The following is a 15960-nucleotide window of genomic DNA, read 5'->3' as shown; positions in this document are numbered from 1 at the left end:
TATCACACCTCATTTCTATCCATTGATTTATATAAACTCTAAAGTTCATTTTAATTGGATAAATACATATCATTTGTGAAATACAACCATATATTAAGTTAATAATTGAATATCAAATCTATATCAATTCACCTGGTTAAAATGGTTAGTATGGATTTTAAGAAAGAATTCACGTTGTGTACTATCAAGATTCAATGGGTTAAGGAGCTTTAAAGATGAAAGTCCTATTTGTGGAACCGCCTAAATCATTTTGGTTTGTGATGGGTGAATACATGCCACCACCACTTGGAATACTCCAATTAGCCGCATACTTGGAATCCCGGAATTTAACCTGGGATATTGGGGTATTGGATTCACAGTCTGAGAATTTTGGCTGGAAACATCTTGAGAATTATTTGGAGCAGGCAGAACCCGACGTGGTGGTCTTGAGTGCCCTGGCAACTTGTAATACTTTCACCGTCCTCAGAACATTGGGAATAGCTAAAAAAATCAACCCCGCGGTTAAAACCGTGATTGGCGGTCAACATTTCAGTGCCCTGGCCACTGAAAGCCTTGAAACTTATGATGAAATTGACTTTATAGTACGTGGTGAAGGAGAAATAACCCTCTATGAATTGGTCAAAAGTCTTGAAGAGGATAAAGTACCGGTTGATGTTAAAGGACTTTCCTGGAGAAACAATAATAAAATCATCCACAACCCACCTCGTCCATTAATTGATAACCTGGATGATTTACCTTTACCAGGTTACCACTATGTAAGTCAGCATATGAACAAGTACCACTTCAAAATGATGGCTCGCTCGGGTGCAGGATACGCTCTGGTTGAAGCATCCCGGGGATGCGCCTATAAATGCACCTTCTGCTCACAGTGGGAACACTGGGGAGGTAAATGGAGGCCGAAATCTCCTGGAAGAATTGCGGATGAAATGGAACATCTCTACACAGAATATGGTATCAGTTTCCTATGGTTGACCGATGATAATTTTGGTCTGGGGAAAAGAACCAGCCAATTATGTGATGAATTAATCAAACGAGGGTTATCAGATGATATAACATGGTTCATGCAAGCTAGAAGTGATGATATCATCAGGAATCAGGAAAACCTTCCTAAAATGCGTAAAGCTGGAAATTACTGGATAATGGCTGGACTGGAGCGCCATGATGATAAGGCCCTCCAAAATTATAATAAGGGTATTAAATCCTCTGATGCCAAGCTTTCCATGGATCTTTTGAAGGAAAATGACATCTTTTCCCAGGCAACACTGATTACCGGGGACCGTAATGATGACCATGAATCAATCCAGGGGTTAAGGGATTTCGTTAACCAGGTGGATCCAGACTTAGCTATTTTCATGATCCTGACTCCCTTTCCTGGAACACAGCTTTATGAAACTGCCAGGAGGCAGGGATGGTTAGAAGATGATAATTGGGCTAACTATGACATGGTCCATGCAGTCATGCCTACTGAATACCTGAGTCGTGCTGAGGTCCAGGAAGAATTATACCAATGTTACCGGAGTTTTTATGGCAGTGTGAGGAGACGTTTCAGTGGCCTTTTCTCACGGAATAAATTCAAACGACAAACTTACCGTTACATGGCGGGTCAGGGCCTATTGCAAGCATTGAGGGAGTTATATTGAACTGGAAAAAAAGATTATATCAACAAGATTTTGATAGCCAATCTATTTTTCTCATTTTCATTACCTTTTCTGGTCTTTTATTACTGATAACAATGTACTTCTGGAGCCCTACACCAGAAACATCTTCTTATTTCCTTAAATCCCTGATTTTATCAGTTTTCATCCTGATATGTATCCTGGGAATATTGGCTGCAATTTACCCCTCAACCTGTGCAGGGTTATTGAAATTTCTAAATGATCTTAAGGAAAAGTCCCCTAACCGTAAATCTATAAGATTTAAAGGACATCACCCTGATTGTGGGATGTTCAAGCACCACACCTTCCTCATTAAGGGGAAAGAATATTGTCCTGGTTGCCTGGGGCTTTCAACCGGAGCAGTTATTGCCATTACCGGGATACTACTTTACTATTTTCATGGCCTAACATCAGCATATGGTCAGATTTCTTTTTATTTAGGGGTGGTCATGGTTTTATTGGCTTTGTTTTCTATTATTTTCATTGATATGGGGAAAAATTGGAAATTCACCCTGAACATGGCCCTGGTTCTGGGTTCATTTCTCATTCTATTGGGTGTCAGTGTAAAAGGAAATATATTAATGGAAATTTATTTCCTGATTCTGATTTCGTTCTGGATTTTCACTAGAATAAGAGTTTCAGAAACCCATCATGAAAGGGTTTGCCAGGCTTGCCTGAAAGAAACGGCCTGTATTTATGAATAATTGAACTTAAATAAGTATCATAAATAAAAATCTGTAAATAAGGTCCTGTAACCGAATATACTCGTTATTTATTCATAAATTAATAATGGGTTGTTTCCATAAAAAATAGAGTATAAATAAAAGAAAGACGTTAATTATCTCTTTTTCCGGGAACCATAAATTGCACCTACTATTATTAATAGGCCAATAACCACAATTAAAACCGGCCAGAAAACACTCCAAATGTTAAAACCATAAATAGAAGACAATCCAATTAGTATTAATACGATTCCTGCTATAAGGGGTCCAATTAAATTTCCATGTGGAAGTCCGAAACACTCCTGTCGTTCACGGTAGTAACGGTCATCATGATGTCGGGGACGTCTTCGTCCTTCGTAATCCCTAACATCCTTCAATGGCTCCCCACACTTAGAGCAAAACTCAGCATCATCATCATTTTTTGTACCGCAGTTATGACAGTAAACCATACAAATCATCTCCATTAGGAGGGTATTGGAAATCCTCCCCTCACTTTATGAATTAAAATATGTTAATCATTGGTTAAATAATATTTCCAAGAATAACCTTTCTAGTAACCCGATTTCCAATGTGCCAAGTTTAATTCAACATAGTTCTATAAACAAATACTAAACTCATATAATAAATCCTAAGTTGAAACCATTCCTAACTATCTACCCTCAATGTTCGCAGACGATTCATAGCTGCTGCTATTTCGTACCTACGGGGTCTTGAAAGGTTATGGGGCTGACTTCTACCTGGAGGTGCCAGGAAATCAAGACCCTCCTGGTTCATCTTAGTTTCCAGATAATCCAAAACCTCACATATATTTGATTTCCTTTTAAGGGAATCTTCCCTAGATTTGGAAAACTGGTAAAGAGCGTAACCAATGGCCCGTGTCTGGCTGGATTCAACCAGCTGTTCCACTTGGGAAAGATCAACAAATTCAGGGCCAATAACCAGTTGGTTAACTCCTTTACTATCCAGTTTCAACCTTTTACCCTTATCTGGTTTTATGGATTCTGGATGGGGGTAACGTTCTTTGTAGGTGAATTTACCCCTTGATTCTCTTCTGCGGTTAAGGGGCATTTCATCAGCTACCTTCCGCGCCTCTAGGGTAACATTGTAAGGTTGATAATGGTCCATCATTATTACCGTATCTGCCTTCTGGAAGTAATCACCGGATCCACCCATTACCAGTACCGATGAAACTCCCTGTTCCTGATAAAGTTCATCTACCCTGTCAATGAAGGGGGTGATAGGTTCTTTATCCTTACTAACCAGACGCTGCATTCTCTCATCCCTTATCATGAAATTGGTTGCTGAAGTATCCTCATCAAATAACAGTAGTCTGGATCCAGCTTCCAGTGCTTCGATGATGTTGGTAGCTTGTGATGTGGATCCTGAGGCATTTTCCGTGGAAAATCTGCTGGTATCCCCCATCCCTGGAGGGTGGTGGATGAAACTTTTAACATCAACCTTCTCCACACGACGACCATCTTCTGCCCTTATTTTAACTGCATCAGCCCTGGTGATCACCAGTTCCCGGCCATCCCTTGGAATATGATTGTACACTCCCAGCTCAACTGCCCGTAGTAGTGTGGATTTCCCATGATAACCTCCACCCACAATAAGATTAACCCCCTCCGGGATTCCCATACCCGTAACAATTTCATCTTGTATTGTTTTTAAAGAAACTCTAAGTGTAGTGGGGGATTTGAATGTTACAGCTCCGGGGAGTGGTTTGGATGACACCCCGCTTTCACGGGGGAGAATGGAACCATCAGCAATGAATGCCACCAATCCTTCCCCTTCCAGTTGACTCCGTAGATATTCAGCATCTTCAAAACTTTTCACATGAGTAGTTACCTCCTCTACAGGGAGGTTTTCATAAAAACAGGAAGCAAACACTATTTCTGGTAAAATTTTGATCAATATTTTTTGAGCTTCATTACCCATAATTCTCCTACCCCGGGCGGGTAAACCTAACTGAAAACGTAGCTCCAGATTATCTTCACTGATATTTACACTGCTACGTTGGAGTATCTCCTGATTTCCACAGTCAATAAGTAAAATTCCACTCTTACCACTACCCCGCCTACTAATTGGAGAATTATTAACACCTTTTCGGAATGCCCGGGAGATGTAGTCCTCCAATGCAATCTTTCGGGTTATGTTTTCATATAATTCTGCAGGGAATGAATTATTATAAACGTTTACTTGTAGTAGGGATGGGCTAGCAAAGGGATCCCGCTGCACATGTTTAATAGTTAGTGAAAAAAGACCAAAATCATAATTACCCTTTAAATCCAAGTAGGCCTTGTATCCCCTTCCATTAATTCGTTTTAGGATGGATATTAGTTTTTCTTTATCGTCCATGGGAATCATTAAGTATATTTAATAAATTCAAGTTTAAATATACTATTTTTTATAGAATCCTATTTAAATATCTTAAAGAAAAGGTATAATGAGATTAGATTCATCAATCATAATATTATTATGCTATATCATGGATTTTAGGGTTTAGTATAAAATGGGAGTTTCAGTTTATGTCAAAAATCACATTCAAAGACCGTTTACACACCATCAGAAATTACCTGGCCGGGGATGAAGAAGTCCCCATAATGTACATCCATGCCATTATGGCTATTATAGGCAGTGTGAGTGTTTTATTAATTCTACAATTTCATGAAATGCCAATGTCTTCAGTGCAGCACAGTCTCCTGGTTCTGGTGGAAAAGGCCTGTGTAATCGTGGTTATTGCCTATGTTGTGAGCCGTTTAAGCATGTTCACCGAGGTCTTGGAGGGTAAATTCACTATTAAAAATCAGGCTGTACTCATACTTATCTTTGGAGCAATATCCATCTTCGGAACCCACTCCGGTGTGGATGTTTTCGGGGCCATGGCCAATGTACGTGATCTGGGTCCCATGGTGGCAGGCCTGATTGGGGGGCCGATTGTGGGACTGGGGGCTGGTCTGATAGGTGGATTATACCGTTTGAGTTTGGGAGGGTTTACTGCAGTCCCCTGCGCCTTTTCCACCATACTGGCCGGATTACTGGCTGGTGTGGTTTTCCTCATTAACAAACGCCGTTTTGTGGGGATATTCTGGGCGGTGGTGTTCGCGGTTTTAATGGAATCACTTCACCTACTCATTAACCTGGCCATTGCCAAACCTTACTCTCAGGCACTGGCAGTGGTGGAAGAGCTAACCATCCCCATAATTGTATCTAATGCCCTGGGAATGTTCATATTCGCCTTCATCATCTCAAACCTCCTCCGTGAACGGGAAACCATCAAGCAACGTGACCTTTATTTTGATGAACTGGAACGTAAAAAGCATGAGTTGAATGTAGCTAGCAAAATTCAGAAAAGCTTCCTACCGGAAGAATTACCTTCCATCCCTGGTTTTCAAGTTGCAGCCTTAAATATACCTGCACATGAAGTTGGAGGGGATTTTTATGACTTCATACCCATATCCAGTGAAAAAACAGGTATTGTAATTGCCGATGTTACTGGGGAAAGTTTCCCTGCATCACTTCTTATGGCACTTTCCAGAACCATCATCCGGGGGGAGGCTAAAAATCTGAAACCCCAAAAACTTATGAGATATCTTAACCACCTGATTGCAGTGGATATTGGGCCGGAGATATTTGTCACAATTTTGTATGGGGAACTGAACCTTGAAAATAAGTGTTTCACCTATGTTAATGCCGCCCACATTCCCCCACTTATCTACAGAAATGGAACCAATCAACTGGAAGAGCTGGTTCGTGGGGAAAAATCACTGGGTAGATTGGAGAACATTGAACTTGATAAATATGAAGTTAAAATTGAAAATGGGGATATAATTGTCTTTTACACCGATGGAATGGTTAAAGCCCTGGAAAATAAGGAAATTTCAGGTGATGAGGTCCTAAGAAGATTGATTTCTAGTAACCATGAACTTTCACCCCAGGCACTGGTGGATGAACTCAAGAAAAAAGCAGCGGAATCAGAGGTTAACATGGATGATATGGCCCTTGCGATATTAAAAGCTGATTAAATTTGGGTTATATTATATCCTTTTTTGTGTATATTTTCCCGATTTTATTAGATAATTTAATTTCCTGTTTTTGGAATATAACCCATTTTTATTTCCCTATTTGTTTTGAATTAAAAAATTAGGTTTTCCAGGAGGATCTTGAGTCCAATTCCAATTAGGATGATCCCTCCTAAGATTTCTATTTTATTACCAAATAGGTGTCCTGCTCTCTTTCCAAGGTAAACCCCTATAAATGATAATGCGAAAGTTACCAGGCCTATGATAAGAATAGGGAGCAAGATAGGGGTGTTTAAGAATGCGAAGGTCACACCCACTGCAAAGGCATCAATACTGGTGGCAATGGATAGTATTAGAATATCCTTCAGGGAAAATATCTGACACACATCGTCATCTTCTTCTTGAAAACCCTCATAAATCATTTTACCCCCTATTATGAGGAGCAAGATGAAGGCAATCCATGGTGCCCAAAGTTCAACCACCACTGCTAATTGTTCACCTGCTAACCAACCAACCACAGGCATCAAAGCCTGGAAAGCCCCGAAAAAAAGGGCAATGGTAAATGCATACTTGAAGTTACATTTGAGAATCATTCCCCTAGTGATGGATACACTAAAAGCATCCATAGCCAGTCCCACTGCCAGGAAAAACATAGAAAAAATATCCATATCTTACTCCTATGTTCACAAAACTTATATGATTATGGTTCTAGGGAGAAAAGGGTTCATGACCTTAAATGCTTTTAAAAGCTTCTAATCAAATATTTTTATTTTATATAATTAAGAATTATTGATGGAACTATAAAGGTATGTGATAACAGTAAAGAATTACAAAAGATTAATCATACCCTGAGATATAAAAAAGAGTACCCTATGTTATGGGATTTATTCAATCTTTGCAAATACATAAATTGACTAAATTTATTTATTCTTTAAAATGAATCTTTATTTATTAGAATTGGTGATTTTAATTGGTTCCCATTATGAATAACCCGGAAGATGAGAAGAATAAGGGGGAGGAAATTGCTCTTTTGAAGGAGGGTAAGCAGCTTTTTAGTCAGGGTAATTATAAATCTGCTCTTTTATATTTTGACCAAGCACTGGAACTGGATCCAGATAATGGCAAAATATGGGACATACGGGGTGTTGCCCTTTCCCGTGTGGGATTGCAGGACGAAGCACAGGAATCCTTTGAAGTGGCTCTTGATCTTGAACCGGACAATGCAAGGGCCTGGTCTAACTTAGGAGTTCTATATGCTTCTCAGGCCCGGTTTGAGGAGGCTGTTAATTCCTTTGATCACTCCCTGGAACTGGAAGCAAATAATGATGAAGTTTGGAACAATCGTGGATCAGCGCTTTTTGGTATGAAAAAATATAAAGAGGCTCTGGAATCCTTCACCCGTGCAACGGAAATTAACCCGGCTAATGCTCAGGCTTGGGCAGGTAAGGGTTCAGCACATAATTTTATGGATGAGTACTATGAGGCTATTGAATCACTGGAAAAATTCATAGAACTGGCATCTTCCACCCTTTCACCACAGGTAGAAGAAGCATGGGCCTTGATTTTCGAGTTAAAAATGAAAACTGGTTTGATTGATAAGAAATGAATTAATTAGGTTTAGTCCATATAAATATAAAGCTTCCAGAGATTAAAGGGGGTTTGTAGGGGGGAAAAATGGCTTTATCTCTGGAAGCAAAGTTTCTGGTCCCAACCAAAAATAGAGTTAAAGGTTAGGTTGAAACCTAGGGGTTTTGATGTGTGTGTAGTACACACAATCTAGTATTTTTTTCCATACTATTTAAATGTATCTGTGTGGGTGTGTTAATCACATCACTATATTATATCTATTCCATAAACATTGGTTTTGCTCAAGTAGAACATGGGAAGAAATTTCATCAATAATTCATAATTACTGGATATTTTTCCTATTTAGATATTATTCCTTTTGATAACTATGGGAAGAACATCTTTCAAAATTTCCATATTCTCTTTCCTAAGCGGTATAACCTTTCTTTCACCATTAAAATCAAATTTAAAACGAGTAACAGGAGAACCATATTCGATATTTCTTATTTCACTTAAAGGATATCTATTAACTTTACCTGTTCTATCAGTACCCCAAAAGTTTTTCCGGTATTCAATTAGATGTTCGTTGGTTAATTCCAGGTCAAATGAATCATCCTCTAAAAACAGTACTATGTTGGTGAGATCTCGATCACAAACCATACAATTTAGGGAATCATCAGGGTTTGCAACCCCGCATTCCGGGCAGATCAGTGAAAAGGTAACCATTCCCAGGTCATCATCTAGATAGGTCATAGTAATATGATCATCTAACCCATTTATACAATTCACGGGTGAAATACGATGATAAATCTGGTACTTAAAGGTCATTAAAAACTTAAAATAGTTATTGGTAAATAGAAAAAAAGTCCCGAAAAGGGAGGGCGGCGGGTTCTCCCTAATCAGAACTGGGGTCCGTTAAGGCGGTGGATAAGGCATAATCCATATATGGGAATAGTTTTGATCAACATTCACATTCTTGGGTAATGTTGTCCATCACCTTGCTGGATTATTGCCTCAAATAAAATAAGTGTAGTCACAACCAGTTATAATTTTTAATGAGGTAATGTGAAAGTTATCACAAAAAACTGGTTCATTTATAAAATAAAGTTTATCAAGATAAATTAACAGCTTTAAGCGGCTAATATTGATTAGTTGGTGGTGAATATATGATATGCTATATTGAAAAGATGCATTATTTTATAGGTCTGTTATTATTTTCCATAGCTCTAATATCAGAGATATCAGTGGCTATTCCAATCCTGCGATAGATTTCCTTGTTTTGATTTATCACTGGGAAAGCCCTGACCTTTATCCACCGCACTTTTCCATCGGGACGTTGCACTCTACATTCAATCTTATCCCGGTGCTTAATAGTCCTGCCATTTTTTCCAAAAATATAAGATATGAATTCATCCTTGTCTTTAGGGTGTATGGATTCAATCCATGAACGGGGATTCTGGTAAAGATTCTCAATGGACTCTCCCCAAATTTTATAGTAGGAGGGGCTCATGTAAAGTATTTGACCAGTAAGGGGGTCGATGATCCAGAAAACCTCTTCAATGTTCCGGGCCATTAACTGGAATATATCTTCCCTCATCTTCAATTTGAACTCATTCAGCTTCCTTTGGGTTATGTCACGGATGATGAAGGTAGTGTATATTTCTCCCTCTGCTTTCCATGTGTTAAGTGACATCTCCAGTGGAAACTCACTTCCATCTTTCCGGAGACCAAATGATTCAAAAACATTACCCATCTCCCGATCATGCTGATGGAAAAAGTCCAATTTAACCTGGAAATCTTCCATGTGCCCTTGGGGGATGAGGGTGTCCAAGTATTCCCCCAGTATCTCTTCTTCCCGGTAATCGAATATTCTTTCCAGGCTGCTGTTGGAAAATATGATCTTCTCTTCGCTGTCAATGATGATAATGGCATCCACTGCGGTTTGGGCCAGATTTCGGAACTTTTCTTCACTGGTTTTCAGTGCATATTCCACCCTTTTTCTTTCAGTAATATCATTTAAGACACAGATTAGACCAATTACCCTTCTATTCTCATTTTTAATGGAGTCAGCTTGTATGTATGCGGGGAATACTCTTCCGGAGATGTCGGTCATTTCCAGTTCCCCATCCCAGCTATTACCATTCATTATGGTCTGGTATATGTATCTTCCCAGTTCTTTGTCGTTGAATAGTTGCACTGGTCCCATGGGTTTGTTTAAGTCTTCCACAGTGTAGCCGAATAATTCATTAAATGATCGGTTCTGATAAAACTGAGAGCCATCCGGCATACCTATCCCAATAGCATCCCCCGCACCTTCAATCCCTGCTAAAATACGTAATAATTCATTTTCTGATTTTTTACGCTCGGAAATATCCCGGGTTATGGACATGATCATTTCTTTTCCCTGTAATTTGAAAAGATGATTACTGATCTCGGTGGTGATCATTTCTCCATTTTTGGTAATTTGTACAGCTTCAAATGTGGCTCTGTTTTCAGTTTTCAATTTTTCCATTAATTTGGGCATTAGTTCCCTGGTTTCACTATTAATAATATCTTTGGGGCCCATAAAGAGAAGTTCTTCCCGGGTGTAGCCCAGTCTCTGGCACACCACATCGTTGACTTCATAAAATTTACCTGGTAAACCCTCTTCATCTACCGAGTGCAGGGATATTCCATCGTTGGCATTGTTGAATACTTCCCTGAATTTTTCTTCACTTTTCTTCAGGGCCTTTTCCACCATCTTCATGGGGGTGATATCCCGGGCAATGAGTTGCACTGCACCCACTTCACCATTTTTCACAGGCATGGGCTGGATATTAGTGCTGAAATAATATTCTTTATCCCTGATGATGGTTTTACTTTCAAAGATTTCCCCTTCTCCATTTTCAATAACCTTCCTTATGTTTTTCATCTGGGAATCAGCCTGTTCTTGGGGGAAAATTTCCCACATGGTTTTACCCCTGAAATTATCCTCTTCACAGGAAAAGAAAACTGCTGCGCTCTTATTTACCAGGAGAAATTCACCATGATAGTTGATCATGGCTATGGGGTCGTCGGCGTTTTCAATGAGAATCCTATATTTATCTTCGCTTTTTTTAAGTGCAGTTTCCATTTTCTTTTTGTAAAAGGCACTTTCAACTGCTAAAAAGAGTTCATGTGATTCAAGTGGTCTGGATAGGCAAATTTTATTCTCTTTTAAGTCAATTCCTTCTAAAGTATTAAAATCAGGATTAGAGGTAATGGAAATTTGAGGAATGTAAGGTGTATCATTTAGGTTATTTATTTCGTCTAAAACTGCCTTCAGCTTTAGATTTTCCTGTAATTCATCGTCCATTATGATTAAGTCAACTGAATTTAAATCAAGTGATGCAGAATCAACCAGATCCTCCATACTGTAATTTGAGATTGATGGTTGTTCCTTGCTTTCCAAATCTAGTTCTTCCCAATGGGGATTTTTCCAATTAAGTACGGTTAGTGGGTGGTAATTACTTGAGGAAAGTATTTGGTTGATTTTAAGAGCTTCAGAATCATCATCCATGGCGAGAATTATTGTTGTTCCGGACATGGTAACTACCAATTTTCATTAGTTGTACTATAAGTTATTAATTACTATTGGAAAGAAATTGGAAAGTTATAATAATGAAAAGTACCTCTAAGAACTATAATAATTTATCATGGATAAATAATATTTATTGCAGTTGTGGGATGGATTAATTGAGGATACAAGATCTAAAAAAAGTACTTCGCAATATTAACGTTTAACGAAGTAAAGTTATATCATTTTAATAGAATTTTTATGAAAAAATTATTTTGTATATCCATAACACAAAAATGTTAGTGACTCTATATTTAGGTGTTTTGGGATATATAGTTGGATCATTTTACACCGTTTTCTACATTTTTTTATTTTTTCCATCCCCATATAAGTGAAAATTTATCCTAAGTAAATATTTTATCACACTATCTTCGGATATTATTTTTTTTTAATCTTAACACTTAAGAGAATCGTAGTTATGAAAATTAATCAGCACCTTTTTTTATAATCTCGGTAACTATCAGGGTGTCTACCCAGGATGAAATCAGTAAACCCCCGATTTTCCAGATCCTCAATTACCTTTGCATGAAATTCCAGTTTTTTGTGAGCTTCATCCAGGAGGTTTTTGGTTACAAATAGGCGGTGTTCAACTTTGTGATGTTTACGCTGGAGTTCCATGTAATTGTTGAGTTTCATATCCAGTTCTTTGCGTTCGTACTCTTCGATCTGTTTTTTAAGCAGTTTTTTTTCATCAATCACATCCAGGATGATATCCTGATTGGTGTTGATTTTATCCTTCAAAAAATCGATTTCAGATTCTTTTTTAGCTAACGCTGCCTCTAACTCTTTAATCCGCCTATTAGCCTCAATTGATTCTGTTTCCTTTACTGGATTATCTTTCATGGAACCCTCCTCGGAAGTTGATGGTTAATATCCAAATAAAATCTCTGTAACCTTAAATAAAATATGCATTTTATCTTATAATCATCTATCCCTACTATTTATTTAAATTATATTTGAGGAATTATTATACTGGGATAATCCAGTTATTTTAAGAGTCTAGAATCATTGAAGTAAATTCTCAAATAAAGTTATTTTATTTTTTAATGGATGAATGAGTTTAAATTCTAATTTTATGGATGATTAATAATCTTTGTTGTACTAATATAACATGTTATATTAATACTACAATACTTATCTAATTTATGGCAATGTATTAAAAATATTGATCCCCATGGAATACAAGGATAATACTTATCTATAACTTTTTGAATACCTCCAAATGGTCCTAAAATACACTGTTAGATATATACTACAATATCCAGATTGGTAAGTTTTTGAAATTTTTCCCTTGTGAAAGATTAGTGGTAAATTTATTTAGTGGTAATTTTATGTTTTTTCAAATAATATTAAATAAATTTATGATTCTGTAGAAACATACTCTAAATTAAAGATTTTTTGGAGGTAAAAAAAATATGCCAGTTATAACCATTGATGTTCCTCCTATGAGCAAGGAACAGAAAAAAGAGATGGTAAATAAATTTGCCAAAACAGCCAGTGAAATTCTGGGACTTCCAGTCCAGTCCATTGTGACCATAATCCGGGAAGTGGAAGCTGAAAATGTGGGAGTGGGAGATAACCTGCTCTGCGATATCAGCCACTAAAAGTGTTTTATTGGTTATGTTTAGAAATTAGTGGCTAATGTTTTAGGAAAACACCCATAGTGTGAAACAGAAAATTCCTTAAAAATGTGAATCGGCGATAAAAATGTCTGAAGATCCCTCCCCAGAATCTGGAAATACCCTTAACCACCTTAAAGATGAAAAAAGTCCTTACCTCCTCCAGCACAGGTACAACCCTGTAGACTGGTACCCCTGGAGTGATGAGGCATTTGAAAAAGCCAGAAATGAGAACAAACCCATATTCCTCTCAATTGGTTACTCCACCTGTCACTGGTGCCATGTCATGGCCCAGGAGTCCTTCCAGGATCTGGAAATAGGTCAGCTCATTAACCAGGTCTTTGTACCGGTTAAGGTGGACCGGGAGGAGAGACCAGACATTGACAGTGTATACATGATGGTTTGTCAGATGGTCACTGGAACAGGGGGTTGGCCCCTTACCATCATCATGACCCCTGACCAGAAACCATTCTTTGCTGGAACTTACTTCCCCAAGGACACCGGACCCCGGGGAACTGGCCTCAGAGATCTGATCCTGAATGTACGTGATCTATGGGAAAATAAAAGAGAAAACCTCCTAAAATCAGCAGAAGACCTGACCATATCACTAAAACAAATATCACATGGTCATAAAGGATCTTCTGATAAATCAAGGATGCTTTCAGAGGGAATACTGGAACAAAACTACAATTCACTCCTTGAAAACTTTGACCAGGAATACGCTGGTTTCGGTAATAACCAGAAATTCCCAACACCACACCACCTGCTCTTCCTCCTCAGGTACTGGAAACAAACCCATGAGGCCGAAGCACTTTCCATGGTAGAAAAAACCCTGGAAGCCATGGGAAAAGGAGGCATATACGATCATGTTGGATTCGGTTTCCACCGCTACAGTGTGGACCGCCAATGGATACTCCCCCACTTTGAAAAAATGTTATACGACCAGGCCCTCCTGGTTATTACCTACACCGAGACCTACCAGGCCACTGGAAAAATCCCGTACAGGGAAAAGGCAGAAGAAGTTCTGGAATATCTCCTAAGGGATATGAAATCATCAGAAGGCGGTTTCTACTCTGCAGAGGATGCTGATAGTGAAGGGGAGGAAGGTAAATTTTACCTGTGGACCCAGAATGAAATAATGAATATCTTAGGTCCTGATGAGGGAGAACTCCTCTCCAGTGTTTACTCCATCACCCCGGACGGGAACTTCCTAGATGAGGCCACCCGGACTGCAACTGGTAAAAACATCCTACACCGAACCCAAACCTGGGATGAACTTTCCGAAAAAACAGGAATAACCCCTGAGCAACTATGGTGGAAGGCAGAAAGTGCAAGGGAAACACTCTACAAGGTTCGCCAGTCACGAGTACACCCTCATAAGGATGATAAAATTTTAACAGACTGGAATGGCCTTATTATAGCTGCCTTGGCCCTGGCAGGTAAAATATTTAACCGAGAAGATTATTTATTGGCTGCTGGAGAAGCAGTGAACTTCATCATGACCAGACTCAACCGGCAGGGAAGATTACTCCACCGCTGGCGTGACAATGATGCAGCAGTGGATGGTAACCTAGATGACTATGCCTATCTTATTTGGGGATTATTGGAACTTTATCAGGCCACTTTCAAGGCACAATACCTTAAAACTGCCCTCCAATTCAACCACACCCTGATGGAACATTTCTGGGACTCTGATAAGGGAGGGTTCTACTTCACCCCTGATGATGGTCACCAGGTGCTGGTAAGGCAAAAAGAGGCCTATGACACTGCATTACCCTCAGGAAATTCTGTTATGATGATGAACCTGGAAAAATTATACCTCCTAACTGGTGACCTCCAGTTCCGGGAGGTGTCCCAGGCACTTGAAAACTATTTCTCTCCATTAATCGAGCAATCCCCCTCAGCATTCACAATGTTCCTTTCAGCGGTCTACCTCAAACGTAGTCCTTCCTTTGAAATAACCATCCTGGGGGAAAAGAACAAACCAGATACTAATGCATTCATAGAGGCCTTGAGAAAGGAGTACCTACCAAATGTTGTGTTAATCTTCAAATCAACTGATGATAATATTATTAAGGAGATTATCCCCTCATTGGAGGATAAAACCCTTCTTAACCAGTCAGCCACGGCATATGTTTGTGGTAATGGAACATGTCAAGCTCCGGTAAATACTCCTGAAGATTTAATTAACCTTTTAAAGAGTGAGTAAAGATTATCATCTCTTTTACTTATTTTATTTAAATAAGAAATATTCAAAATTAAGAATATAAAGTAAGTACTATTCAATTTTATTTTAATCAATAAAAACTACTTTTTTTTTTATTCCTGAGGTAAGGGGACCAGTTTGGAATATAAAAACTTGATGTTACGGTTTAAAAGGCGGGAAAGTTCCCTCATCCTACCAGCATCCCCTTCTAGGATAAATAGTTCCAGGCACTGATTCTCTTGAAGGTGGCTGTGTATCTGGGTGTTGATAATGTCCTCAAAGTTGTGTTTAATCTGGGTTACCTTATCTTCAGATTTTTTAGGATGGATCAAAATTAGGATGGAATTGATATAACCTTCTAACTTATTTTTCTCCTCATTATCTGCAATTAAAAGGCGCGTGCTGGCTCGAAATACTTCTGAACGACCAGAAAAACCAACTTCTTCTTTAAGGGCATCGATTTCTTGGAGAAGTTTTTCATTTAGGGACACGCTAATTATGGCCATGTCCCCTAATATTAATAAAATCATATAAAAACCTTGTTAATATTTATTAATAAAATTTATAAATATTAA

At 38.6% G+C, this 15960-nt stretch carries 13 protein-coding genes; 6 read left to right on the top strand and 7 right to left on the bottom strand.

Going from position 1 to position 15960, the window contains the following annotated elements:
* Positions 1–215 precede the first annotated feature (215 nt).
* Together BK009_RS04275 and BK009_RS04270 are read left to right on the top strand one after the other, a co-directional pair.
* Entirely contained in the window at positions 216–1640 is a 1425-nt protein-coding gene (locus tag BK009_RS04275) for a B12-binding domain-containing radical SAM protein (RefSeq protein ID WP_100906147.1), read from the top strand.
* 92 nt (positions 1641–1732) lie between these two features.
* The gene (locus tag BK009_RS04270) at positions 1733–2359 is read left to right on the top strand and encodes a restriction endonuclease (protein ID WP_232728031.1); all 627 of its coding nucleotides are present in this window, start codon (positions 1733–1735) and stop codon (positions 2357–2359) included.
* A gap of 134 nt (positions 2360–2493) precedes the next feature.
* On the opposite strand, the gene BK009_RS04265 is transcribed toward BK009_RS04270, so the two are convergent.
* The gene (locus BK009_RS04265; RefSeq protein WP_100906149.1) at positions 2494–2826 is read right to left on the bottom strand and encodes a zinc-ribbon domain-containing protein; all 333 of its coding nucleotides are present in this window, start codon (positions 2824–2826) and stop codon (positions 2494–2496) included.
* A gap of 196 nt (positions 2827–3022) precedes the next feature.
* Complete coding sequence (locus BK009_RS04260) at positions 3023–4735, bottom strand: ABC-ATPase domain-containing protein (protein WP_100909123.1); 1713 nt, start codon at positions 4733–4735, stop codon at positions 3023–3025.
* Positions 4736–4905: 170 nt separating this feature from the next.
* Between BK009_RS04260 and BK009_RS04255 the strand changes: the two genes are divergently transcribed.
* Positions 4906–6402: a PP2C family protein-serine/threonine phosphatase gene (locus BK009_RS04255; RefSeq protein WP_100909122.1), complete on the top strand. Its 1497-nt coding sequence runs from the start codon at positions 4906–4908 to the stop codon at positions 6400–6402.
* A gap of 110 nt (positions 6403–6512) precedes the next feature.
* On the opposite strand, the gene BK009_RS04250 is transcribed toward BK009_RS04255, so the two are convergent.
* Positions 6513–7067 carry a manganese efflux pump MntP gene (locus BK009_RS04250; protein WP_100907876.1) on the bottom strand — a complete coding sequence of 185 codons (555 nt, stop codon included), beginning with the start codon at positions 7065–7067 and terminating at the stop codon, positions 6513–6515.
* Positions 7068–7369: 302 nt separating this feature from the next.
* Here BK009_RS04250 and BK009_RS04245 point away from each other — a divergent pair, with 302 nt between their 5' ends.
* A complete protein-coding gene (locus BK009_RS04245; protein WP_100906152.1) occupies positions 7370–8005 on the top strand; it encodes a tetratricopeptide repeat protein in 636 nt (211 codons plus the stop codon).
* A 323-nt stretch (positions 8006–8328) separates the two neighbouring features.
* Here BK009_RS04245 and BK009_RS04240 read toward each other — a convergent pair whose 3' ends face one another.
* The 3 genes from BK009_RS04240 to BK009_RS04230 all read right to left on the bottom strand — a co-directional run bounded on the left by BK009_RS04240 (position 8329) and on the right by BK009_RS04230 (position 12403).
* Complete coding sequence (locus tag BK009_RS04240) at positions 8329–8718, bottom strand: hypothetical protein (protein WP_100906153.1); 390 nt, start codon at positions 8716–8718, stop codon at positions 8329–8331.
* Positions 8719–9157: 439 nt separating this feature from the next.
* Positions 9158–11530: a PAS domain-containing protein gene (locus tag BK009_RS04235; RefSeq protein WP_100909121.1), complete on the bottom strand. Its 2373-nt coding sequence runs from the start codon at positions 11528–11530 to the stop codon at positions 9158–9160.
* A 459-nt stretch (positions 11531–11989) separates the two neighbouring features.
* A complete protein-coding gene (locus BK009_RS04230; protein WP_100906155.1) occupies positions 11990–12403 on the bottom strand; it encodes a hypothetical protein in 414 nt (137 codons plus the stop codon).
* A 572-nt stretch (positions 12404–12975) separates the two neighbouring features.
* On the opposite strand from BK009_RS04230, the gene dmpI reads away from it, so the two are divergent.
* A complete protein-coding gene (gene dmpI, locus BK009_RS04225; RefSeq protein ID WP_100906156.1) occupies positions 12976–13164 on the top strand; it encodes a 4-oxalocrotonate tautomerase DmpI in 189 nt (62 codons plus the stop codon).
* A gap of 103 nt (positions 13165–13267) precedes the next feature.
* Positions 13268–15388, top strand: a complete 2121-nt coding sequence (locus BK009_RS04220) for a thioredoxin domain-containing protein (RefSeq protein WP_100906157.1) — start codon at positions 13268–13270, stop codon at positions 15386–15388.
* A gap of 110 nt (positions 15389–15498) precedes the next feature.
* Here the strand turns inward: BK009_RS04220 and BK009_RS04215 are convergent, their stop codons facing one another.
* Positions 15499–15915: a CopG family ribbon-helix-helix protein gene (locus tag BK009_RS04215; RefSeq protein WP_394340067.1), complete on the bottom strand. Its 417-nt coding sequence runs from the start codon at positions 15913–15915 to the stop codon at positions 15499–15501.
* Between the last annotated feature and the right edge of the window lie 45 nt (positions 15916–15960).

This window comes from Methanobacterium subterraneum, from assembly GCF_002813695.1.
Classification (GTDB): Archaea; Methanobacteriota; Methanobacteria; order Methanobacteriales; family Methanobacteriaceae; genus Methanobacterium; species Methanobacterium subterraneum.
Note: the sequence above shows the minus strand (reverse complement) of the source record. Positions and strands in the feature narration are given on the sequence as shown.